General features: G+C 48.4%; 23 protein-coding genes. 1 reads left to right on the top strand and 22 read right to left on the bottom strand.

Translation table 11 applies throughout. The features are described from left to right. Nucleotides 1-14 precede the first annotated feature (14 nt). The 20 genes from CSR04_RS05955 to yceD all read right to left on the bottom strand — a co-directional run bounded on the left by CSR04_RS05955 (nucleotide 15) and on the right by yceD (nucleotide 19,198). Entirely contained in the window at nucleotides 15-3,305 is a 3,291-nt protein-coding gene (locus CSR04_RS05955; RefSeq protein ID WP_102795330.1) for an nSTAND1 domain-containing NTPase, read from the bottom strand. 369 nt (nucleotides 3,306-3,674) lie between these two features. Beyond that, nucleotides 3,675-3,920 (bottom strand): EF-hand domain-containing protein, encoded by a 246-nt coding sequence (locus CSR04_RS05950; protein ID WP_102795329.1) that lies wholly within the window; start codon nucleotides 3,918-3,920, stop codon nucleotides 3,675-3,677. Nucleotides 3,921-3,989: 69 nt separating this feature from the next. Beyond that, on the bottom strand, nucleotides 3,990-4,997 hold the full coding sequence (gene trhO, locus CSR04_RS05945) for an oxygen-dependent tRNA uridine(34) hydroxylase TrhO (RefSeq protein WP_102795328.1): 1,008 nt from the start codon (nucleotides 4,995-4,997) through the stop codon (nucleotides 3,990-3,992). Nucleotides 4,998-5,131: 134 nt separating this feature from the next. Beyond that, entirely contained in the window at nucleotides 5,132-5,605 is a 474-nt protein-coding gene (locus CSR04_RS05940; protein WP_102795327.1) for a hypothetical protein, read from the bottom strand. 110 nt (nucleotides 5,606-5,715) lie between these two features. Beyond that, nucleotides 5,716-6,321: a hypothetical protein gene (locus CSR04_RS05935; RefSeq protein ID WP_102795326.1), complete on the bottom strand. Its 606-nt coding sequence runs from the start codon at nucleotides 6,319-6,321 to the stop codon at nucleotides 5,716-5,718. Further along, a complete protein-coding gene (locus CSR04_RS05930; RefSeq protein ID WP_102795325.1) occupies nucleotides 6,318-6,914 on the bottom strand; it encodes a sigma-70 family RNA polymerase sigma factor in 597 nt (198 codons plus the stop codon). The genes CSR04_RS05935 and CSR04_RS05930 overlap by 4 nt, the downstream gene beginning before the upstream one ends. A gap of 9 nt (nucleotides 6,915-6,923) precedes the next feature. Further along, complete coding sequence (locus CSR04_RS05925) at nucleotides 6,924-8,537, bottom strand: vWA domain-containing protein (RefSeq protein WP_245921396.1); 1,614 nt, start codon at nucleotides 8,535-8,537, stop codon at nucleotides 6,924-6,926. Nucleotides 8,538-8,741: 204 nt separating this feature from the next. Further along, a complete protein-coding gene (locus CSR04_RS05920; protein ID WP_102795323.1) occupies nucleotides 8,742-9,515 on the bottom strand; it encodes a TatD family hydrolase in 774 nt (257 codons plus the stop codon). Between the two features lie 2 nt (nucleotides 9,516-9,517). Next, entirely contained in the window at nucleotides 9,518-10,408 is an 891-nt protein-coding gene (gene holB, locus CSR04_RS05915) for a DNA polymerase III subunit delta' (protein WP_102795322.1), read from the bottom strand. Next, the gene (tmk, locus tag CSR04_RS05910; RefSeq protein ID WP_102795321.1) at nucleotides 10,405-11,022 is read right to left on the bottom strand and encodes a dTMP kinase; all 618 of its coding nucleotides are present in this window, start codon (nucleotides 11,020-11,022) and stop codon (nucleotides 10,405-10,407) included. The genes holB and tmk overlap by 4 nt, the downstream gene beginning before the upstream one ends. A 41-nt stretch (nucleotides 11,023-11,063) precedes the next feature. Beyond that, nucleotides 11,064-12,053 (bottom strand): endolytic transglycosylase MltG, encoded by a 990-nt coding sequence (gene mltG / locus CSR04_RS05905; protein WP_102795505.1) that lies wholly within the window; start codon nucleotides 12,051-12,053, stop codon nucleotides 11,064-11,066. After that, entirely contained in the window at nucleotides 12,049-12,867 is an 819-nt protein-coding gene (gene pabC, locus CSR04_RS05900; protein ID WP_102795320.1) for an aminodeoxychorismate lyase, read from the bottom strand. The genes mltG and pabC overlap by 5 nt, the downstream gene beginning before the upstream one ends. Before the next feature lie 73 nt (nucleotides 12,868-12,940). Then, the gene (gene fabF / locus CSR04_RS05895) at nucleotides 12,941-14,179 is read right to left on the bottom strand and encodes a beta-ketoacyl-ACP synthase II (RefSeq protein WP_102795319.1); all 1,239 of its coding nucleotides are present in this window, start codon (nucleotides 14,177-14,179) and stop codon (nucleotides 12,941-12,943) included. Between the two features lie 78 nt (nucleotides 14,180-14,257). Next, nucleotides 14,258-14,497, bottom strand: a complete 240-nt coding sequence (gene acpP / locus CSR04_RS05890) for an acyl carrier protein (protein WP_102795318.1) — start codon at nucleotides 14,495-14,497, stop codon at nucleotides 14,258-14,260. Nucleotides 14,498-14,689: 192 nt separating this feature from the next. Further along, a complete protein-coding gene (gene fabG, locus CSR04_RS05885) occupies nucleotides 14,690-15,427 on the bottom strand; it encodes a 3-oxoacyl-ACP reductase FabG (protein WP_102795317.1) in 738 nt (245 codons plus the stop codon). 13 nt (nucleotides 15,428-15,440) lie between these two features. Then, nucleotides 15,441-16,364, bottom strand: a complete 924-nt coding sequence (gene fabD / locus CSR04_RS05880; protein ID WP_102795316.1) for an ACP S-malonyltransferase — start codon at nucleotides 16,362-16,364, stop codon at nucleotides 15,441-15,443. Between the two features lie 133 nt (nucleotides 16,365-16,497). Continuing rightward, the gene (locus CSR04_RS05875) at nucleotides 16,498-17,457 is read right to left on the bottom strand and encodes a beta-ketoacyl-ACP synthase III (protein WP_102795315.1); all 960 of its coding nucleotides are present in this window, start codon (nucleotides 17,455-17,457) and stop codon (nucleotides 16,498-16,500) included. A gap of 2 nt (nucleotides 17,458-17,459) precedes the next feature. Next, nucleotides 17,460-18,485, bottom strand: coding sequence for a phosphate acyltransferase PlsX (gene plsX, locus CSR04_RS05870; RefSeq protein ID WP_102795314.1), 1,026 nt, complete (start codon nucleotides 18,483-18,485; stop codon nucleotides 17,460-17,462). 11 nt (nucleotides 18,486-18,496) lie between these two features. Further along, nucleotides 18,497-18,667, bottom strand: a complete 171-nt coding sequence (gene rpmF, locus CSR04_RS05865) for a 50S ribosomal protein L32 (protein WP_088328389.1) — start codon at nucleotides 18,665-18,667, stop codon at nucleotides 18,497-18,499. A gap of 3 nt (nucleotides 18,668-18,670) precedes the next feature. Next, nucleotides 18,671-19,198, bottom strand: a complete 528-nt coding sequence (gene yceD, locus CSR04_RS05860; protein ID WP_102795313.1) for a 23S rRNA accumulation protein YceD — start codon at nucleotides 19,196-19,198, stop codon at nucleotides 18,671-18,673. A 124-nt stretch (nucleotides 19,199-19,322) separates the two neighbouring features. Between yceD and CSR04_RS05855 the strand changes: the two genes are divergently transcribed. After that, nucleotides 19,323-19,904: a Maf family protein gene (locus tag CSR04_RS05855; protein WP_281259782.1), complete on the top strand. Its 582-nt coding sequence runs from the start codon at nucleotides 19,323-19,325 to the stop codon at nucleotides 19,902-19,904. Between the two features lie 36 nt (nucleotides 19,905-19,940). On the opposite strand, the gene CSR04_RS05850 is transcribed toward CSR04_RS05855, so the two are convergent. Together CSR04_RS05850 and rluC are read right to left on the bottom strand one after the other, a co-directional pair. Continuing rightward, nucleotides 19,941-20,585 (bottom strand): HAD-IA family hydrolase, encoded by a 645-nt coding sequence (locus CSR04_RS05850; RefSeq protein WP_102795312.1) that lies wholly within the window; start codon nucleotides 20,583-20,585, stop codon nucleotides 19,941-19,943. After that, nucleotides 20,585-21,535 (bottom strand): 23S rRNA pseudouridine(955/2504/2580) synthase RluC, encoded by a 951-nt coding sequence (gene rluC, locus CSR04_RS05845; protein ID WP_102795311.1) that lies wholly within the window; start codon nucleotides 21,533-21,535, stop codon nucleotides 20,585-20,587. The genes CSR04_RS05850 and rluC overlap by 1 nt, the downstream gene beginning before the upstream one ends. Nucleotides 21,536-21,623 lie beyond the last annotated feature (88 nt).

Below are 21,623 nucleotides of genomic sequence, written 5' to 3'. Positions count from 1 at the left end.
CCTTGATGTTTTGGTTAAAAAAGATATTTTCTATTACTCATTTCATTAAACTCTGAGACTTTATCTGCAATCTGGTCAAGGCTATTTAAACAAGCGTGCGCTTGAACATATGGCCATAAAAGACTGGTTTGATTGCTACTACTAACCAGTGGAGTTAACAGCTTTAACGCGTCATCACAGGCCACTTTCTGCATGTTTATTTGCCCGAAATGCTTGTGCTGACTGGCTTTTAACAGTGCCAACTTGGCGACATCCTGAAGGGTTGACGCCTTCTCTATGTTTTGTTCCGTGACAACCAAAACGCTGGCTTTCTCAATCAGTTTTCCACTTTCTGACCAAAAACCCGAAAGCTGCATAAATTGTATTGCCTCTAACCAAGTGGTTAATCTCATTGCAACTGGCTCTGTGTCAGAAGCTGCAGCCTCTTGTAAAGAGCGAGCGAATACCTGCGCACTGGCATTTCGTATCTGAAAATTCCCTTCAGCTGCATTTCTGAGTTGCATAGCCAATAAATATTGCCTCTCTTGTTGCCAAAGCATATTTTCAGAATCTTGCTCAATCATCAGCTCGACATAATGCAGGGCCTTGTCACCAAACTGGTATGATGCTAATAAGTCCCCCTTAAAGGACTGCAACTCAGCTTGCTTGAGATTACCATATAGCAAACCTTCCATGACTGCGGCATCATCAGGCCTTGAGGTTAATACCAAGTTGAGGGTTTGCTGCGCCATCTCCAGTAGTTCGATAGCATTTTCAATTTTACCGAGGTGTTCTTGGGTGGTTGCCAACCAGGACAGTGTATCGGCCCGGTCAATCAATATTGTTGCATCATCAGGTAACAGCTTCAGAGCACGCTCTTTCAGCTTTAAGGACTGTTCAAAATGTGTCTGAGCTTGTTTGTAGTCGTGTCGCTCCAGCAATAAAGATCCAAGTGAGTTATGTGCATAAGACAGTTCCAACCAGGCATCCGGGTCTCCGGGGGACAGCGCCTGCATATCCTGGCTGTATTGCAGATATTGCATAAAATGCTGCTCGGCTTGTTGCCATTCGCCAGCATCATAGGCTAGTTGACCGAGCCAAAATGCGTTCGCTCCAGCTTGCTTTAGCAAATGAACATCTTTAGCTTGTTCCAATAAGCTCACAAAGAGTTTTTGTGCCGAACTAAAAGCCTGTCTGGCTTCTTCTTCCTTAGCCCGGTAATAGGCCACTTCCCCCATTGCCATCAGGGTTTTTGCATATTGCAAACTGGCTGTGCTGTGCTGGGATACAGGCAGGCGCAGCCAGGGAGTATCAGATAATGGTATGTCCGCCTGCAGACTAAAGTACTCCAGGGCCTTATTGCTGATACCGTCCAACAGGTCCATACGTTTTACACTGCGCAGTTTGTCGGCAAATTCGCCCACCATAAAACCCAGCAGATTCTCGGCCTCTAGCCGTCTTTGCATGGCCAACTCTTCGGCTCTATGGCTTTTTACGCTTAGCCACAAGGATGTCAGAGTTAACAGACAAAACATCGCCAACGTTGCCCGTACCATCCACAGACCACGGGTTTGACGTTTTTTCGAAGCCCTGATCAGGGCCTTACTTGGTTCATCCAGTTTAAACAAGCTATTGGCTTGCAAAGCTAACGCTTCATCCAGGGGCTTGCCGGAAGGGAGAAGGAAAGCTGGGTTTTGATGCTCTTTATGCCAACGACTTGCCTGTAATTGCAAACGCGAAAACACAACCAGGCTGTCGGTATGCGCAGCAATCCATTCCTTTGCTCTTGTCCAACCGCGCAACAACGCCTCATGAGCCAGGCTGAAACTGGGTTGTTGATGCAGTAAGTGGGAAACAAACAGACGGCTTTCTACCATAGCCTGGACTAGGGCCTTTTGATGCCCATTGGCTAACTGCCCCCACAACGCCGCGCGGCTGGTGACGGTCTTGGCATCTTGTCCGAGACTAATCAGTTGCCACAGCACAAATCCCAGTGCCTGTTGTTGGTCTTGGGGCAGACTTTGATAAACTTCCTCCGCTTTGCGGCCAATAGCGCCTTCGATACCGCCCAACTCCCGATACACCGAAAGCAACATACAGTCTTTATTATCCCGATGAAGATACAATTCCTGCAAACTATACTGAAGCATAGGCAGGGAATCAGGGTGGGACGCCGCATCATTACAGAGCATTTCGTCCAGAGACATTGCACTTCCTGCGTCAGTTTGCCATTTCAATCCAGCCACCATGGCAGGCATTCTGATCATTTGCATCAGCTCAGAGCGGGTGGGAGGTAACAAATCAAAATGGCCGCCTGACGCTTTCACCGACATCAATACAGGTTGATTTGCCAGTAAAGGATAGAAATCGTTGCGGCAGGCACAGATGACAATAAGTTGTCCTGAGCATGCCAACCAATTAACCACATCAAAAAATTGCTGCCGTAACGATTCGAATTCCGGCCGTGACAGCAATACTTCAATACGGTCAAGAAACAAAAGCAGACGCTTTTTGTCAGTTTGGATCTCAGAAGCCGTCAATACCTGCTGACATTCCTTAAGAAATTCAGAGGAATGCAACACTAAACTTTCAGCCAGACACTGTGCACTTTTATCATACAGTACTGGTTTGTCGTCTATTTCCCAGTCCAGCATCGCACTAGCTATATCGAGAAACAGTCTTGAGGCAGAGGTTTCGGCAAAATCCAGAGTGGCAGAGGACATTACCCGAATCCCCTGATACCCATGGTCTCGCTGCAATACTGGTATCACTCCGGCATTAATCAGAGATGACTTCCCTGTACCGCTGGCCCCTAAAATGACACAAAGAGATTTGTTAAGTGCGACTTGACGTGAAACACTGTCAAGTACTGCGGCAGTCTGCCTGGTGCGGCCAAAAAATATGCTGCTTTCAGTTGTAGAATATGCACCCAGTCCAGGATATGGGCAGCCCCCCTGCCAGGCTTCCGGCTTAGGTGCATTAGCGACATGCTGCTCTGAACGAACCTCAGCCAGTATACGATAGCCCCGTTTGCGAATTGTCTCTATAAATCTGGGAGCACTGGCACTATCATCCAATGCTCGACGCAACTGGTTAATCACTTTATGTAGCGAGTTGTCGCCAATTTCGTTGCTACCCCAACAATTAACCACTATTTGTTGGGCACTTATCACCTGGCCTTGTGCCTTGCAGAGACAAAGAAGAACATCCATGGCTTTGGGCTCTAACTGCACCAAACGTTCTTGCTGACTAATACAGTTTGTCGTAGGGTCAACTAACCAAGGTCCCAGGAAAAAAGCCAGTTGACTCACCACCAAACCATCCATTTAGTGCTCGTAGCAATAAACGAATGGGCCAAACTCGTCAGCCAGGGTATTAACGGAATAGCTAATTTGTTTGAATGTTGAACAGATGATTGACGCTTTACTGCCTTTTCCATGCCTAACATCTTTCCCAAATGACTCAATAGATAGGGGGCGTTGCCAGTATCTTAACTAAGCTAACGTCATCCACCAAGGTCTTATGCCGATTCCCTGATTTACCAGAGAGTGTTTCTGCAGGCAGATCGATACTCCAACCAGGCTTTTAGCGCCCTCTGTCAAAAAACGCGTTAAGAATCTATTTGCTAAGCTTCATTCTGTCAGGCATAAAAAAGGCGCATCAAGCGCCTTTATCAGTGTTAATCAGTTAAGGGATTAGTATTCCCACCACCCCTGCTGCCACCAGGCAAGAAATTCATCAAAATCAATATGGCCGTCTGCATTCTCGTCAATCAAACTGAATGCCTCTTCCACAACCTTGACCTTAGTTTTGGGGGAAAGCACGGTAAGTAATTCGATAAATTCACCCAAATCAATCATGCCGTTATGATCGTTGTCAAAAAAATCGAACTCCTTGCGGACTTCGGCAATCTGGGTTTCGGTTAAGGCTTGTCCTGACATTTCACTTCCTCGGTTTAGGACCATATCGGCCTAGTTTACCCTTGTAATTGCTTTTGCCACAACCAGACTTTATGCCTGTTCGGCTTTCCTGGCAGCATTGGCAGCTAATGCCCTGGCCCGGCGTTCATCGGCCTTTTGTTTGCGGCGCTGCTCCATCGCCAGACGCGCTTCAGAACCAACGTGCTCCTCCTCGCGGGCCCTGGCCAGATTCACCTGCTTCTCGCGCTCACGAAAACGTTCGAGCTGCTCTTCACTGTGCTTACCATAACATTTAGGGCAGCTGACACCTGACTCGTACAGGTCACTTTGTTTATCCTGCTCAGTAATCGGTAGCCTGCAGGCATAACATTGATCATAGTGGGAGCGTTCAAGATCATGATTTACCGCCACACGGTTATCAAATACAAAGCAGTCACCTTCCCACAGGCTCTGTTCTTTGGGGACTTCTTCAAGGTATTTAAGAATGCCGCCTTCCAGGTGATACACTTCTTCGAAGCCTTGTTCCTTAAGGTAGGCCGTGGATTTTTCGCAGCGAATACCGCCGGTACAGAACATCGCCACTTTTTTATGTTTAGACGGGTCCAGATGCTCTTTTACATACTGTGGAAACTCGCGAAAAGTCTCAGTGTTGGGATTAACCGCATGCTTGAACGTGCCAATCTCAATCTCATAGTCGTTGCGAGTATCAATAGTGATAACATCAGGATCGCTAATCAGTGCATTCCACTCTGACGGCTTTACATAGGTGCCCACCGTATGGCGAGGATCGATACCTTCTACGCCCATGGTGACGATTTCGTTTTTTAACTTAACCTTGGTTCGATGAAACGGTTGGCTGCTATCAAAGGATTCTTTATAACTGATAGGGTTCAAACGCTCATCGGCGTTTAGCCAGCTCAGCAAGTTATCAATGGCTTCCCGGCTACCGGATACCGTACCATTAATGCCCTCGTGAGCGAGTAATAAGGTGCCTTTGATCCCCTGACTTTCCATAAACTGATACAGGGGTTGGCGAATTTCTTGGTAGTTTTCCAGGCTGACAAACTTATACAGCGCGCAGACAACGACTTGAGACATGTAACTTTTCTCCAGCGAGCCGGAACGTAAATCCGGAGCTTAAACCAATAGCATCCGTTGATGCTCTGAACGGCGCGCATTGTAAAAAAAATACCCCTGAAATAAAAGGGGTATTCTGAGCCTTCAGCTTATGGTCACTTCAGAGCGGATAAGGACGCAATCAAGTTACGATATACAGGTTTGTCAATATCGGTGTCGCCCACTTGAAACAAAATAAGGGTCATAAGTTTGTCATGCAAAACATAAACTCTATGATCTACCCCGCCTTCTGCGCTTATCACCGTTTTCAGCATCTGCAACTCTTGCCCATTAACCATTAACTTATGATCGGTATATTCTGCACCTTGTGCCTTAAAGCTATCACGCATGCCATTGAGCATCTGATGCAACTTGCCAGGGTCAACATTGCTGGGCAGCGTCATAAAGGTAATGACTTTCTCACCAGTATCATCTAGCAACACATCTGAACGACCAAATACCGGACCTAAATCCATTTCATAGTGTTGCCAAACACCTGGGTTGTCGACAAGTAGTTGGCTATTGGGCAACTGCTGGGGGGCGGCACTAAGAGACGCAGTAAAGAAAACCGTCAGGAATAATTTCTTCATAAGTGTTTCTATCCTTTTAAACAATTGAATTTCAGCAAATCATCATCAACTTATCAGTCAAATATTACAAACGTTATCCCGTGCTGTGCATAAATACATACGTAGATCCGTTATCTTGGCCTATCAAGTAGCTGAAGATGCCTGTCTGACAAATGTGCTGCAACAGACGGCGATTGCGAGACAAGCTTGGTTAACGCTGTTCTGGCCTCCTCGGTTTTTCCATCAGATAGCAGTTTGTCGATTGCTTGTAATTGAATCCGCCATTGTGCGGCGTTTTGGATTATCTCGACCTTATTAGCATGCATATCCTCATGAAAATTCACGTCCCCTGCACTTTGCGCCTCTGCTTCAACGTCGCTAAATCTTTGCCGTTTTGACTCAACCGGATCTTGTTCCCTTATCAAGGCAGGCATTTGCATGAAACCTGGGCTGGCTGGTTGAGCCGACTCCATATGCGGCGGTATTTTTTGCAAAGGAGAAAAGTATTGGTGAACCATTATTACGCTCACCAACAAAACCGTTACCAGACCTGACAGGGGCCAGCGCCACTTGCGTCCAAATGTAGGCCTGTTTGTAATGTTCATTTGGGTGTCAGAGCGGTCAGATAGATTCGCTTCGGCCATGGCCAGAATTTTACTGTCCAGTTTAGCGGGGGAGCTTTCTTTGCCTAACATCTGATATAAAGCAGTCAGCTGTTTTTCATCCTGCACTGTCATGATTTTTCACCGTGTTTTCCCAGACATGCAATCAAGTTTGCCACGGCATAGCGCATTCTGCTCTTACAAGCCTCTACTGCAGAGTCCATCACCTGGGCTATTTGGTCTAATTTCAGTCCTGCTTCTTCTTTCAGCAAGAAGGTATCCAATTGCAAGGCGGGTAACTTAGCCAAGCATTTTCTAAGCATTTGGGCCTGCCTGGCGCTTTGTACCAACTGTTCAGGTTCATTGGCGGAACAGTCCTCGTCGTCAAAATGTTCGGTGACCAATTTGAACTGGCGATGCGCCAAGCGATGCTTATCGATAAGTAGATTACGCGCAATCTGATAAAGCCAGGTCGTAAAACGTGCATTGGCCTGATAATGGGCAGCAGATTGAATCACCCGCTGCCATACTTCCTGCATTAACTCCTCGGCGCAGTCTGTAGGCATACCACGACGTATAAAAAAACGCCAAAGAGGGTCTTTGTGTTTGGCATAAAGCTGACTAAAAGCCTGTATTTCCCCCTGCCCGTAGGCCAGCATAAGTTGCTCATCGGACTGAACCTGAATCGGCGTCGGATTGTGACTGGCAGTACTACGGGCGAATTGCATATCTTGTCTCTATAAAGTGCCAGCCTGAGATGTCGTCAGAGCGTCGGCACTGCGTACCAGACGGATAAACTCACTGCGGTAACCGTGGCTATCCTGCCCTTTTCCCCGCTCAGCAAGCTGCAGAATATCGGCAAAACCGGTGTGCTGCATATATTTGCCACCTTTTAACAGTTGGGCAAAACCCGCCGCCGCGGCGGCAAAGGCAAAATCGCCATCGACTTCGCGACTGTGGTCTTGCAGAGAGACAATAGTGCTTTGCAGTTGGCTGGCATTATTGCCGGGCTGCTTATATCTGAGTTTAATCTGTGCCAGCTCATTGGAAAAGGATGTCGCCTGATTGTTTTCTGCATAGCGAAGCGGGTCAACCTGGCGGATATCTGACGTGGTCAGCGCCAGCTCATATAAAGCGGTGACTCTGTGACCAGCCCCCACCTCTCCGGCATCAACATGATCATTATTGAAATCTTCCCTGGCCAACATACGATTCTGATAGCCCACCAGGCGATACTCTGCGACGACGGCAGGGTTAAATTCCACCTGGATTTTTACGTCACTGGCGATGATTTCCATACTGGCAGACAGCTCATCTATCAGCACTTTGCGGGCTTCATTAATGTTATCGATATAGGCATGCTGACCATTGCCCAAGTTGGATAAGCTCTCCATCAGGGCATCGTTATAATTGCCGCTGCCAAAGCCTAGTGTGGTAAGGGCCACACCACTTTGTCGTTGCTGACGAATCAGGTCTTTAAGCTGCTCAAGATCCGATATTCCCACATTGAAGTCGCCGTCGGTGGCTAATATCACTCGGTTAACACCCTCCTGGATAAAGTTGGCTCTGGCCAGGTGATAGGCCTGACGAATACCACCTTCACCGTTGGTCGAACCGCCAGCACTAAGGCTGTCCAACGCTTGCATAATCTGCAGCTGTTGGTCGCCCGAAGCCGACGCCAGCAAGGTATTACTCTGCCCTGCGTAGGTCACAATGCTGACCTTATCTTGTTTGTCCAATTGGCTGGTCAGCAGGCGCAGACTCTGGATCAGCAACGGCAATTTATCCGGAGCCTTCATTGAACCGGAAACATCCACCAGAAAGACCAGATTAGCAGGCTTTTGCCATTGCGCTTCGGGTTGACTGCCCATCAGACTGATTTTCAGCAAATGCCGCCCGTTGTTCCAGGGTGACAAGGCCAATTGCGTGTCCAGATTAAAGGTCTGCCCTGATGCGGCCGGGGCGTAGTGGTAATCAAAGTAATTGATAAAATCTTCGACACGCACAGCATCAGCTGGTGGCAACAGGCCGTGATTGAGCATTCTTCTGATATTGGTGTAGCTACCGGTATCTACATCAATGGAAAAGGTCGAAACTGGCTGTTCATTGGTAACGAACAGACCGTTTTCCGGTGTTTCAAGGTATTTCTCAGTAATGACATTATTCGGTGGCAAGTAAAGATGTTGTGACAGTGCCATGTCATGCATCATTGCTCCGGCTACCGCCATTTTCTGTTCAGCACGATGCCTGGACTGCAGTGGCACTTTGGTTGGCTGAGCCAGCTCTGTTTGGTTAACTTGTTCTGGCTGCTCTGGTTCATTGGCACAAGCACTAATTAACAGAATTGCCATTGCACAAGATACTGGGGAAACTCTCATCATTGATGTCCTTTAACATGGGTTTTCCCCCTATAAACGACATGATTTAAATTTCGGGTTATTTATTTTTAATCAGCACAAGAAAAATAACTTTATGGTCTTGTGGCTAAAAGAGCAGGAACAAAAACCAACCGCCATCCATGGCTAAGATGCATATGGTGTGTTGCTGTGCGCTTATCAAGTGGCCGAAATACGCTCAAACAATTGATAGAAGTTGTAGGTAGTGGCATCTGCCAATGTCTGCACAGGAATTTCTTTAAGATCGGCAATAAACTGGGCAACTTCTTTTACATACGCTGGCTCGTTGGGTTTGCCTCGATAAGGCACAGGTGCCAGCCAGGGTGAATCTGTTTCAATCAGCAATCGCTCCATCGGTATTTGTCTGACCACGTCCTGCAGTTCAGTGGCGGCTTTAAAGGTGACTATCCCGGAAATCGATATATACAAGCCCAATTCTATTGCTTGCCGGGCCATGGCTAGATCTTCGGTAAAACAATGTAACACCCCTTTGGTATGCGGCGCTTTGTATTGTTTTAGCAATGCGATGGTGTCTTGCCTGGCATCACGGGTATGAATAATCAGCGGCTTGTTCAGCTTGTTTGCTACCTTGATGTGGTCAATAAAAGACTGTTGCTGAATCGCCTTAGTATCCGGGCTGTAATGGTAGTCCAGGCCGGTTTCACCAATGGCCACCACCTCTTCGCGACTGGCCATACTCAGTAACTCTTCGTAACTGCAAACGTCTTCCTGATGCAGCGGGTGCACTCCACATGATACCGACACATCAGAAAAATCCTTCACCGTCTCTAGCATGGTTTCATACTCATTGACGGCCACACAAACGCATAAAAAATGCTTAACACCGCGGTCCCTGGCACGCTGCACCAGTTCTTGTAATTGCTGTGGTGACTTATCCAGTCTGTCCAGATGACAGTGGGAATCGATAAACAACGTTAACTCCTCAGAATTCGAAATGCGCTCAGCAGTTCAGACAACATTAATACTTTGTTCAAACCTGCGTTGGAAACAGCGCGGCAGGCAGCTAAGCACCGGCTATTCAAAGTCCAGGCAGCGTCCTGCGGTATCTTGCCGTTTTTCAATGTTTCTAACAGCCAGTGCTGCAGCCACTCCAGCAATCTGCCCGGATTTTCCTGCCATTGCTGAGCCATCTCCAGGCTACTCTGCTGGCTCTCTATAACCTGTTGTAAATTGTCAATAAATTCGCCATACCTGTTGCCCCCTTGCTCGTTTAACAATTCAAGCAAGGTTAACGGGCAGGCACCATACATGGCTAACAATTGTGGTTCTATCTCGCCCTGATACTGACTGGACATCCATTGACTGGTCTGTTGATGCGTCGCTTGTGGTAAAAGCAATTTTTCACAGCGACTTTTAATCGTTGGTAACAGACGCTGGGCACTGCTGGCCGTCAGCAGCATATAAGTTTGTGGGGTTGGCTCTTCCAGTGTTTTCAGTAAAGCATTGGCGGCAGACTCGGTCATACTGTCAGCCTGATGAATGACCAGGACTTTGGCACCACGCAGTTGCGATTTTCCGCTGAGCTTCTCTATTGCACTGCGGATATCATCAACGCCGATTTGTTTTTCACTCTGAATTTGGTGTAAATCCGGGTGGCTGCCAGCATCAACCAAATGGCATGCCTGACACTGGCCACAGCGTTCTGACTGCGGGTTTTGGCAAAGCAAATAAGCGCCAAAATCTCTGGCCAGCGCGGTTTTACCCAAGCCTTTGGGGCCCAGCATCAACAGAGCATGGTGCAAACGTGCATGCCTCGCTCTGTCGGTTAGCTGCTGAAAAAGTGTGTCAAACCAGGGATAGCTCATGATAAAAAGCCAGTTACGGCCTGTCGAATATCATCATGCACTTTGGCCATCGCTTGCATGGCATCTATGACAATAATACTGTTGTCCAAAGAGGCCAGTTGCAAATACTTAGCCCGGGTACGGGTAAAAAATTCCAGTCCGGACTGTTCGATGCGATCCAACTCGCCCCGCCCGCGGGCTCTTTGCAAGCCAATGGCTGGATCAACATCCAGATACAGGGTCAATGCAGGCTTAAAGTCTTTCAGGCTGATGGCGCGCAGGTTTTGCAGCAAACTGTCTGGAATTTGTCGTCCGCCGCCCTGATAGGCCTGGGATGATAAATCATGGCGATCTCCTAACACCCAGCGCCCCTCATTAAGCGCCGGCTTAATTACATTTTCCAGCAATTGCACCCTGGCAGCATACATCAGCAATAGCTCAGCCTCTGTGGTGACATGTTCCTGCCAGTCATGTTTTACCACTTCACGAATGGCTTCCGCCATGGGCGTACCACCTGGCTCCCTGGTACAAACAAGGGAATGGCCAGCCTGCTCAATACACTGCTTGACCACCTTGATGGCCGAACTTTTACCAGCCCCTTCCAGGCCTTCAATAACAATAAATTTCCCTGACATGGGCTCTCATTTGGTTTGTAGGTAGTCAGCTTATGCTCAACCTATTGGTTCAGTTGGTATTGTCGCACTGCTGCATTATGATCGGCAAGGTTGGTAGAGAACACATGACTACCATCATTGCGTGACACGAAGTACAACTCCTCGCTTTCTATTGGGTTCAGCGCAGCGATCAGGGCTTCACGACTGACCATGGCAATAGGTGTAGGTGGCAGGCCCTTAATCACATAAGTGTTGTAAGGGGTGGCCGTGCGTAAATCTTCGCGGCGGATATTGCCATCAAATTGATCTCCCATACCATAAATTACCGTTGGGTCTGTCTGCAGGCGCATATTGCGCTTTAACCTATTAACAAACACCGCTGCGATTCTGGGGCGCTCGGCAGCAAGCCCGGTTTCCTTTTCCACGATGGACGCCATTATCAGGGCTTCATAAGGGCTGGCATATGGCAAATCTGCCTTGCGGTTTTGCCATTGCTGTTGCAGGAAATCCTGCATGTGCTGGTACGCTCGTTTGACCAGCGTAGTCGCATCCGTACCATGGGTGAAATGATAGGTATCAGGCATCAGCCAACCCTCCAGGCTAGCGCCCTGAGGCGATAACCGCTCGGTTAACTTATCTATGTTATCGCTATACAAATGCGGGTGCTGTTGGATCTGTTGCTGCCAGTCCCGCCAGCGAAAGCCTTCCACCAGACGCAGCTCAAACTGCTTTTCCTTGCCACTGGCCAACAGTTGTAACACCTGATGCAAACTCATGCCGGGCAGCAACTCGTAAGTGCCCGCTTTAATATTGGCCAATTCTGGTTGCAGTTTAACTAACACTTTGACCGGCCATTGCTGCTCCAGTCCATATTGCTGAAGTTGATTCACCAAGTGGTTAAGATGCTGCCCACGCTTAAGCTGATACAGACTTGGCTGACTGATATTAAGCGGTTGGTGGACGGTTTGGATAAATTGCTGATATCCCCAATAGCCGCAGACTACCGCCACAAAGACGACAGATAAAACAACGGCCTTGGTAAAAATGCTAATTCTGCTCACCGAAGCATTCCTTATTTAGCTGCCTGGCGGTATCCATTGGATATACTTGCTCACCAATTTGCCTGACGGGCACAATCCCCATCAAACTATTGCATATCAACACAGAAGAGGCTTGCATCAGTACCTGAGATGTTGCGCGAACCTGGTGAACCTGATGCCCTTTATGTTGCAGATGGTCAATCAGGAGTCGGCGTATCACGCCCTCCACGCCGGCAAACTGCAGATCCGGCGTATACCAGCAATGACCAAGCTGCCAGAACAGGTTGGCAACTGAGGTTTCCACCAACATGTTATCTGTGTCGCACACTAGTGCGTCATCCCATCCCTGTTGATGTACATGCTGGCGAATCAGCACCTGCTCCAGACGATTTAAGTGTTTGATGCCAGCCAGAAGTGGCTGTCTCGCCAGTTGGATCTCAGACTGGCCCAAGCTAATACCTTGTAAGCGCCAATCAGCGTAATGTTCGGGCAAAGGATGCTGGCTGACTATCCAATTTGCCTGCATCTGCTGTGGCGGCAGATAGCCGCGTCCTCCCTCTCCGCGACTGATCAGCACTTTCACCACAGCACCGACATGAGTGCTCGCCAGGTCATGCACAGATTGACTCACTTGCTGCCATTGACTAAATACCATACCCAAACGCTCAAGCCCCTGCTGCAGGCGCTGTTTATGCAGTGGCCAGAATTCAGGCATGCCTTCTTTTACCCTTATGGTGGTAAAAACGCCGTCTCCATATTGAAAGGCGCGATCGGCAGCGGGTAAGTGGGTATGTGGCTGACCGTTAATCAGCATGTTGGCTGTCATAGCGGGATCAATTACCTGTAGCAAAAAAAAAGCCTGTCAGAAACTAACAGGCTTTGTTTAACTTGTTAAGCGCTTAGATTTTCTTAAACAGCAAAGAGCCGTTTGTACCGCCAAAGCCAAATGAGTTACACAAGGCATAATCCATCTGCACATCTCTTGCGGTATGAGGTACAAAATCTAAATCACAGCCTTCATCCGGGTTATCCAGGTTGATGGTTGGTGGCACCACCTGGTGCGCCAGGGACAAAGTAGTAAATATCGCTTCTACTGCGCCCGCTGCGCCTAACAGGTGGCCGGTCATGGACTTGGTAGAGCTCACCAGAACCTTGTTGGCTGCAGCACCAAACACTGACTTAACCGCTTTGGCTTCTGCCACATCGCCTGCCGGTGTCGAGGTGCCATGAGCATTGATATAGCCAACCTGTTCGGCATTGACACCGGCGTCAGCTAATGCATGCACCATGGCAGCCGCAGCGCCCTGGCCTTCCTCAGGTGGTGAGGTCATATGGTAAGCATCGCCACTCATTCCAAAACCAACCAGTTCGGCATAAATTTTTGCACCACGGGCTTTGGCGTGCTCATATTCTTCTAGCATCACCACGCCGGCACCATCTCCCATAACAAAACCATCCCGGTCTTTATCCCACGGACGACTGGCGGCCTTGGGATCATCATTTCTGGACGACAGTGCCCTGGCTGCAGCAAAGCCACCTAATCCCAGTGGCGTGATGGCCGCTTCGGCGCCACCGGCCAACATGGCATCGGCGTCACCATAAGCGATAGTGCGAAAGGCAATACCAATATTATGTACGCCTGTGGTACAGGCAGTCACAATATTCAGATTGGGGCCCTTCAGACCTTCCATAATAGACAGAAAGCCCGAAATCATATTAGTGATGGTAGATGGCACAAAAAAGGGTGATATTTTGCGCGGCCCGGATGCCAGCAGTTTACTGTGATTTTCCTCAATCAATCCCAGTCCACCAATGCCTGAGCCCACCGCAACCCCTACCCGACCAGCATTGGCCTCGGTAATTTGCAAGCCTGAATCCTTGAGCGCCTGCATTCCTGCAGCGACTCCATACTGGATAAACAGATCCATCTTCTTGCTTTCTTTTTTGGGCATGTACTGCTCAACATCGAATCCTTTCACCGCCCCGGCAAAACGGGTGGAGAAACTGCTTACATCGAAGCTTTCGATATTGCCGATACCACTTTCACCCCGAAGCAGGGCATTCCAGGTAGAAGTGCTATCCAGACCCAAAGGAGAAAGCATGCCAAGACCTGTTACTACAACACGACGTTTTGACACTATGGCCTCCGCAGGGGATATAGTCTTTATATGGTAGGAAAAGAAACGGCTCTGAACGAGCCGTTGATTTCAATTTACTTACGCGTCTTTGTGAGCGTTGATGTAATCGATAGCAGATTGAACAGTAGTGATCTTCTCAGCTTCTTCATCTGGAATCTCAGTATCAAACTCTTCTTCCAGTGCCATCACCAGCTCAACGGTATCAAGAGAATCCGCACCCAGATCATCAACGAAGGACGCTTCAGGCTTAACTTCTTCTTCTTTAACGCCCAATTGTTCTACGATGATTTTAATTACGCGTTCTTCGATATTACTCATAATTCTAGTTTTCCCTTAAAGTGAGGCTAGATGTGAATTTGGCAGTAGTTTATTTTGCAACTTCAGGCCTTGCAAGCAAGAGTATGAAGTTTTTTTCTGGTCAAACCACAAATGCGCTCAATTAACAAACATTAACAGGTACAGGAAAGTTACCTGCACAAATACGTAAGATTACTGCAGTTGGCTACATAATCAAGCCATAAACATGCCACCATTGACATGAATTGTTTCACCTGTGATATACGCAGCGCCATCTGACACCAGAAACGCTACCGTAGCCGCAATTTCTTCCGGACTTCCCAGACGATTGGCCGGAATATCCTTGAAGATGGCTTCACGTTGTTCATCCGTCAAGGCTTTAGTCATATCTGTGTCGATAAAGCCGGGCGACACGGTGTTGACTGTAATACCTCTGGACGCCACTTCACGGGCCAGGGACTTGGAAAAACCGATAACACCGGCTTTTGCCGCTGCATAGTTAGCTTGACCAGGATTACCAGAGCTACCCACTACCGAACCAATATTCACGATCCGCCCGGCCCGCTTTTTCATCATACCGCGCATTACGGCTTTGGATAACCTGAATATAGAGGTCAGGTTGGTTTCCATAATATCCAGCCATTCATCGTCTTTCATGCGCATCAGCAGATTGTCGCGTGTGATACCGGCATTATTGACAAGAATATCAATCTCACCGAATTCGCTGCGAATTTGTTCCAGACAGGCGTCCAGTTGGGCAGTGTCAGTGACATTTAACGCCAGCCCCTTGCCGCTGCTGCCCAGATACTCGCTGATGGCTGCCGCACCACTTTCAGAGGTGGCCGTTCCGATCACTGTAGCCCCTTGGGCCGCCAGTTTTTCGGCAATGGCTTTACCTATACCACGGCTGGCGCCCGTTACTAATGCAACTTTGCCTTGTAATTCAGACATTTGATCATCCTTCTTATACGAATGCTTTAATTGAATCCGGCGTGTTAATAGCATCAACCTGCAGGTTCTTATCAATACGTTTAATTAGCCCGGCAAGCACCTTTCCAGGTCCGGCTTCCAATACAGTTTCAGCCCCCATTTCAGCCAACTTTTGTACCGATTCGGTCCAACGTACCGGACTGTAGAGTTGTCGCACTAAGGCATCACGAATCAGTTCTGGTTCGGTGGGCATAGCCACATCGACATTATTTACTACCGGAATGACAGGTGTATTAAGCTCAAGATTTGCCAACGCCACAGCCAGCTTCTCTGCCGCGGGTTTCATCAGGGCGCAATGAGACGGCACACTGACAGCCAGTGGCAGCGCGCGCTTAGCACCCGCGGCTTTGCAAGCTTCACCGGCTCTGGCCACTGCCTCAGTTTCACCGGCAATCACGACCTGTCCGGGACTGTTGAAATTCACCGCAGAAACTACATTCCCTTGCGCCGCCTGCTCACAAGCCTGAATAACCTTATCATCATCCAGGCCAATAATCGCGTACATGGCTCCGGTACCGGCGGGGACGGCTTGCTGCATCAATTCGCCACGCAGTTGTACCAGTTTGATAGCATCGGCAAAATCCATCACACCGGCACACACCAATGCTGAATACTCTCCCAGACTATGACCAGCCAAAATAGCGGGTTGTTGCCCCCCTAACGACTGCCATACCCGCCAGATGGCTACGCTGGCGGCCAGTAGTGCAGGTTGGGTACGATGAGTGGCATTCAGGTCAGCTTCCGGACCTTCCTGCACCAGTTTCCATAAGTCATAACCGAGTGCATCAGTGGCTTCGGCGAAAGTTTGCTGTACTTGAGGATAGCTGGCCGCCAACTCAGCCAACATGCCAACAGTTTGCGATCCCTGTCCCGGAAATACAAAAGCCAATTTAGTCATTAGAAATTCTCCGCTTGGGAAAAGTCAGTATTTACAGATACTCACTGAGATAACTATGTAAGTCAGACAGCATTCCGACAACCTGACCTAGGTTGTCGGAATGACATACGATCTACAATGGTAGATAGAATAATCAGTAACGGACCAAGGCTGAAGCCCAGGCAAAGCCGCCACCAAAAGCTTCCAGCAGAAGGTTGTGGCCGCGTTGGATTCGTCCGTCACGAATGGCCGTATCCAATGCAGTCGGCACTGTGGCCGCCGATGTGTTGCCGTAGTCTTGCAAAGTCAGCACTACCCGCTCCATTGGCATTTCCAACTTTTTCGCGGTGGCCTTGATAATCCGAAAGTTTGCCTGGTGTGGCACCAGCCAATCCAAGTCAGACTTTTTCATATTGTTCGCTTCAAGGGTCTGCTCAACCAATTCACTCAGTTTGGTCACGGCCACCTTAAAAACTTCGTTGCCTTTCATCACGCCCCAGTTGTCGTGCACGGATTGCTCCTTTCCGCGTGTAGGGTTGCCAACATAGAGCAAGTCATTATATGAACCTGCAGCGTGAATATGGGTGGATAAAATCCCGGGTTCTTCACTGGCTTCCAAAATGGTGGCACCTGCGGCATCACCAAACAAAATCACCATAGTGCGATCAGAGGGAGCTACCAGTCGGCTTAAACAATCTGAGCCCACCACCAGAATACGTTTCGCCATGCCAGATTTAATGTACTGATCTGCCACACTCAAGGCATAACAATAGCCCGCGCAAGCGGCCGCTACATCAAAGGCCGGGATGCCATCCAGTCCCAGAATTTTCTGGATATCACAGGCGGCACTTGGCAGCGCTTTGTCGTGACTGGTGGTTGCACAGACAATCATATCGATGCTTTGCGGATCAATAGCCGCCATTTCAATAGCTTTCAGCGATGCTTCGGCTCCCATTGTGGCAACTGTTTCGTTGTCACCTATGATGCGTCTTTCCTTGATGCCAGTTCGGTCAGTAATCCATTCGTCGTTGGTGTCGACCATTTGCTCCAGATCGGCGTTGGTACGAATTTGGCTGGGGTAGTAGCTGCCGGTGCCGATGATTCTCGAATACATGGTTAAGGCCTTTCCATTAGAAGTGTTTCTATTTTATGTTTTATTTTGTGCGGAACCTGTCTGGTAACTTCCTGCATCGCTTCTCTGATAGCATACAAAAAGGCTTCACTTGAGGCATTACCGTGGCTCTTGACGACAATTCCGCGCAATCCTATCAGACTCGCGCCATTGTACTGGTCGGGGTTCACTCTGGCGTAGATCTTTTTCAGGATCGGCAACGCCATACGAGCCATTACACGGGTAAGAAGATTTTTACCTGAGACGCGTTTTACTTCTGTAATGATCAGCTTGCCCAGGCCCTCACATGCCTTAAGCGCAATATTGCCAACGAAGCCATCTGTGACAACAACATCAGCCTTGTCGGCAAAAATATCATTTCCTTCGATATAGCCAATGTAATTGATCCCCGGAACGGATGAGAGAATCTGCGCCGTATGTTTGACCTGATCATTACCTTTAATTTGTTCCTCTCCCACATTCAGGAGCGCCACTCTGGGTCTATCCAGGCCTTCCACTTGTTCGGCTAATACCGACCCCATAACAGCGTACTGAAACAGGATCTCAGAGTCACAATTGACGTTAGCGCCTAAATCAAGCAAGTACACTTTCTGATGGCTGACAGTAGGCAAGGAAGAAATCAATGCCGGTCGGTCAATCCCTGGCAAGGTTTTTAGCACATAGTAAGCCATGGCTAATAAAGCACCAGTATTACCGGCACTGACACAGGCATCAGCACGCCCTTGTTCAACCAGTTCCAGCGCTCTGCGCATGGAAGATTTGGCCTTGCTACGTAATGCCGCACTAGGACGCTCATCCATACCCACCACTTGCTCAGTCGCCTCGACCTGAAGTCGGTCAGAAGGCGCCTGGGGGTACTTAGCCAGCCCATCGCTCAACTGCTTAGGATCGCCACAAAGTATTAAGTGAAGATGAGGAAATTCAGATACCGCATGAACTGCGGCTTCAATAGTAACAGGGGGGCCATGATCGCCCCCCATCATATCTAACGCGATGGTTAGATTAGTCAAAGTCAGCTCGCTTAGTTAGCGATGACTTTTTTGCCTTTGTAGTAACCGTCAGCTGTTACATGATGACGACGATGCGTCTCACCTGACGTGGAATCTACAGACAAAGTTTCCGCAGTCAAAGCATCATGCGAACGACGCATACCACGCTTAGAACGGGTTTTACGATTCTGTTGTACCGCCATTACCTACTCCTGATCTCGCTTAAGTTCTTTCAACACCGCAAAGGGGTTTGGACGCTCAGCAACCGGTTCAATCACCCCAAAACTTAATTCTTCCTCACCTACTTTGCAGTCTTTTTCTGCGTGAAAAGCCACAATTGGTAAGGCTAAAATAAGTTCATCCTCAAAGAGTTGAAGTAAATTGACTTCTCCATGGTCATCGACCTCTACCGGCTCATAAGCCTCCGGTATCTCATCTGTGTCTTGTTCAGGCTTTATGGGACTGAAACAAAATGACACATCCAAATGATGAGCAAAGGTTTCATTGCACCTTTGGCAGACGAGCGATACATCGGTAGCCAGTGTTCCTTCGAAAAAAGTCAGACCCTGCGCGTCTTTATTAAATCTGACCTCAATCTCAATATCCTGACTTGCCTCAGCGACTGCCTGTTGCAAACGAACCATATCCTTGGCCATCATCACTCCAATATACTCGGAGCGCTTCATGGCGCTTTTGGCTGGATCCAGTTGCTTGGGCAATTTCACTTTCTGCATAGGGCGCGCATGATATAGCCACGGACAAGCTTAGTCAAAGAAAATCTATGCTGACAAGGCCTTGGGTTCGTGCTCAAGACTTGGTTACAATCCCTTCCTTTTTAGAAAGACAGGAATAACCATTATGCAGTTGGTCCTTGGCTCCACCTCCCCTTACCGGAAAGCCTTGTTGGAAAAACTGGGATTAGAGTTTATCTGCATTGCACCGGATACTGACGAAACCGCTATGGCGGGCGAAACACCAGACATGTTGGTCAGTCGCTTAGCAAGAGCGAAAGCCGAATCTGTTGCTCATCAGTGCAGTACCCCGAGTCTGGTAATAGGGTCTGATCAAGTTGCCTGTTTGGACGGCCAAATCATTGGTAAGCCACTGACACATGCAAAGGCATTTGCTCAGTTGCAACAAGCGAGTGGCAGATTAGTGCGATTTTATACCGGGCTTTGCCTGTATAACAGTCAAAGCATGGAGAGTCAGATTCAAGTAGAAACCTTTGATGTGCAATTCAGACCATTAACTGACCAACAGATTGAAGCCTATTTAACCAAGGAAACGCCATACCAGTGCTCTGGCAGTTTTAAAAGCGAAGGCCTTGGCATATGTCTGTTTGAACAGTTGACAGGGCGAGATCCAAATAGCCTGGTTGGGCTACCTCTGATTGCCCTGGTGGATATGCTGCACCAGGCAGGCCTGGACCCGCTGGCCTGAGCATAAATAAAGCCCATTTGCCAAGCCTATCTTCCCTTAACGGACTAAGTAGGCTTGCAGCTCTTTTAGCGAGTCCATCATGGCTACCGGCTGGTGAGTTAACAATCTGGCCCGGTCATGCACGCCATGACTGACGGCGATGCGGTCCATGCCAAGCTGCTCTGCCATCTGCATATCATAAACCGTATCACCAACCATGACTGCTTGTGATGGTTGTATGTGTAATTCCTGCAATATTTGTCGCAACATATCAGCAGAAGGCTTGGATTCTGCTTCATCTCCACAACGCGAAGTATGAAAAAAGTGCTCTGTAGCGGTTTCCTGCCAGACTCGCTTTAAACCACGCCGGGCTTTGCCCGTGGCCACGGCGAGTAGCCGTCGGTCCTCTCGCAATGCACTAAGTAGACTTAACGCCCCCTCAAACATGGGGGTTGGAGTCAGATCTCGTTCTACATATTCTTGCTTGTAAAATGTCAACAGGGCCTGTTCAGTTTCAGTGTCCATGTCCCCAAACAAGATCTGCATGGCAGGCAATAAACTGATACCAATAATATCCTTTACTGCTTCATCACTGGGTACCAGCAATCCAGCACGCTGGGCTGCTGTCTGCATAGCTGAGACAATTCTGGCCCCGGAGTCCATCAAGGTACCGTCCCAATCAAATATTACCAACTTATACATCAACGCTCCCGCATTTTGACCAGCGCGGCGTGCAATTCAGGGGCTAACGGCGCTTCAATGCGCATAGTCTGCTCTGTTTTAGGATGCACAAAAGACAAAGTAAAAGCATGTAGAAACAGGCGTTTCAAACCGATTCCAGTTGTCAGTTGGTTAAACTCTTCATCGCCGTATTTGTCATCGCCGGCGATAGCATGGCCCGCATGCAAACAATGCACACGGATTTGGTGGGTTCGTCCAGTCACCGGAAATGCCTCGACCAAGGTCGCATTTTGAAAGCGTTCAAGAATTTGGTAGCGGGTTTCTGATTCCTTGCCATCTGGTGACACCGATACCATTCTCTCGCCGGACTTAAGGATATTTTTCTTAAGCGGCGCTCTGACCTTATTGCGACTGTCTGGCCAATGCCCTGCAACTAACGCCTGATAGCGCTTATCTACCGTTTTGTCACGCAACTGCTCATGCAAGGCTTTAAGGCTGGAACGACGCTTGGCAACCAACAGACAGCCCGACGTGTCTCTGTCCAGGCGATGTACCAGTTCCAAGAATTTCTGCTGCGGTCGCAACGCTCGTAAGGCCTCAATGACCCCAAAGCTTAATCCGCTGCCACCATGTACCGCCATACCGGATGGCTTGTTGATAGCAATAAGCAGCTCGTCTTCATATAAGATATGTTGTTCAAGACCTGCGACTTTATCCAGCTTAACCGATGGTGCATCGCTTTTTTCTGCTACTTTTAGCGGCGGAATTCGCACCAGGTCATCGGCTTGCAGTTTATAATCCGGCTTAACGCGCTTTTTATTAACCCGTACCTCGCCCTTACGTAAAACACGATAAATAAGGCTTTTAGGAACACCTTTAAGCTGAGTGCGCAAAAAGTTATCAATTCTTTGCCCTTCCAGCTCAGGATCCACTTGGATGAGTTGTACTTTTAGTGAAGTTTGTTCTGTCATAGGAGTGCTATTTTACCCTAAATAGATAAAACAGGATTGATTATTTCAGATGAAAATTTCTAACTTAGTCATATTTGAAATGTCAGTT

This window comes from Bowmanella denitrificans, from assembly GCF_002887595.1.
GTDB classification, from domain to species: Bacteria; Pseudomonadota; Gammaproteobacteria; order Enterobacterales; family Alteromonadaceae; genus Bowmanella; species Bowmanella denitrificans.
This window is presented reverse-complemented; position numbering and strand designations above follow the sequence as displayed.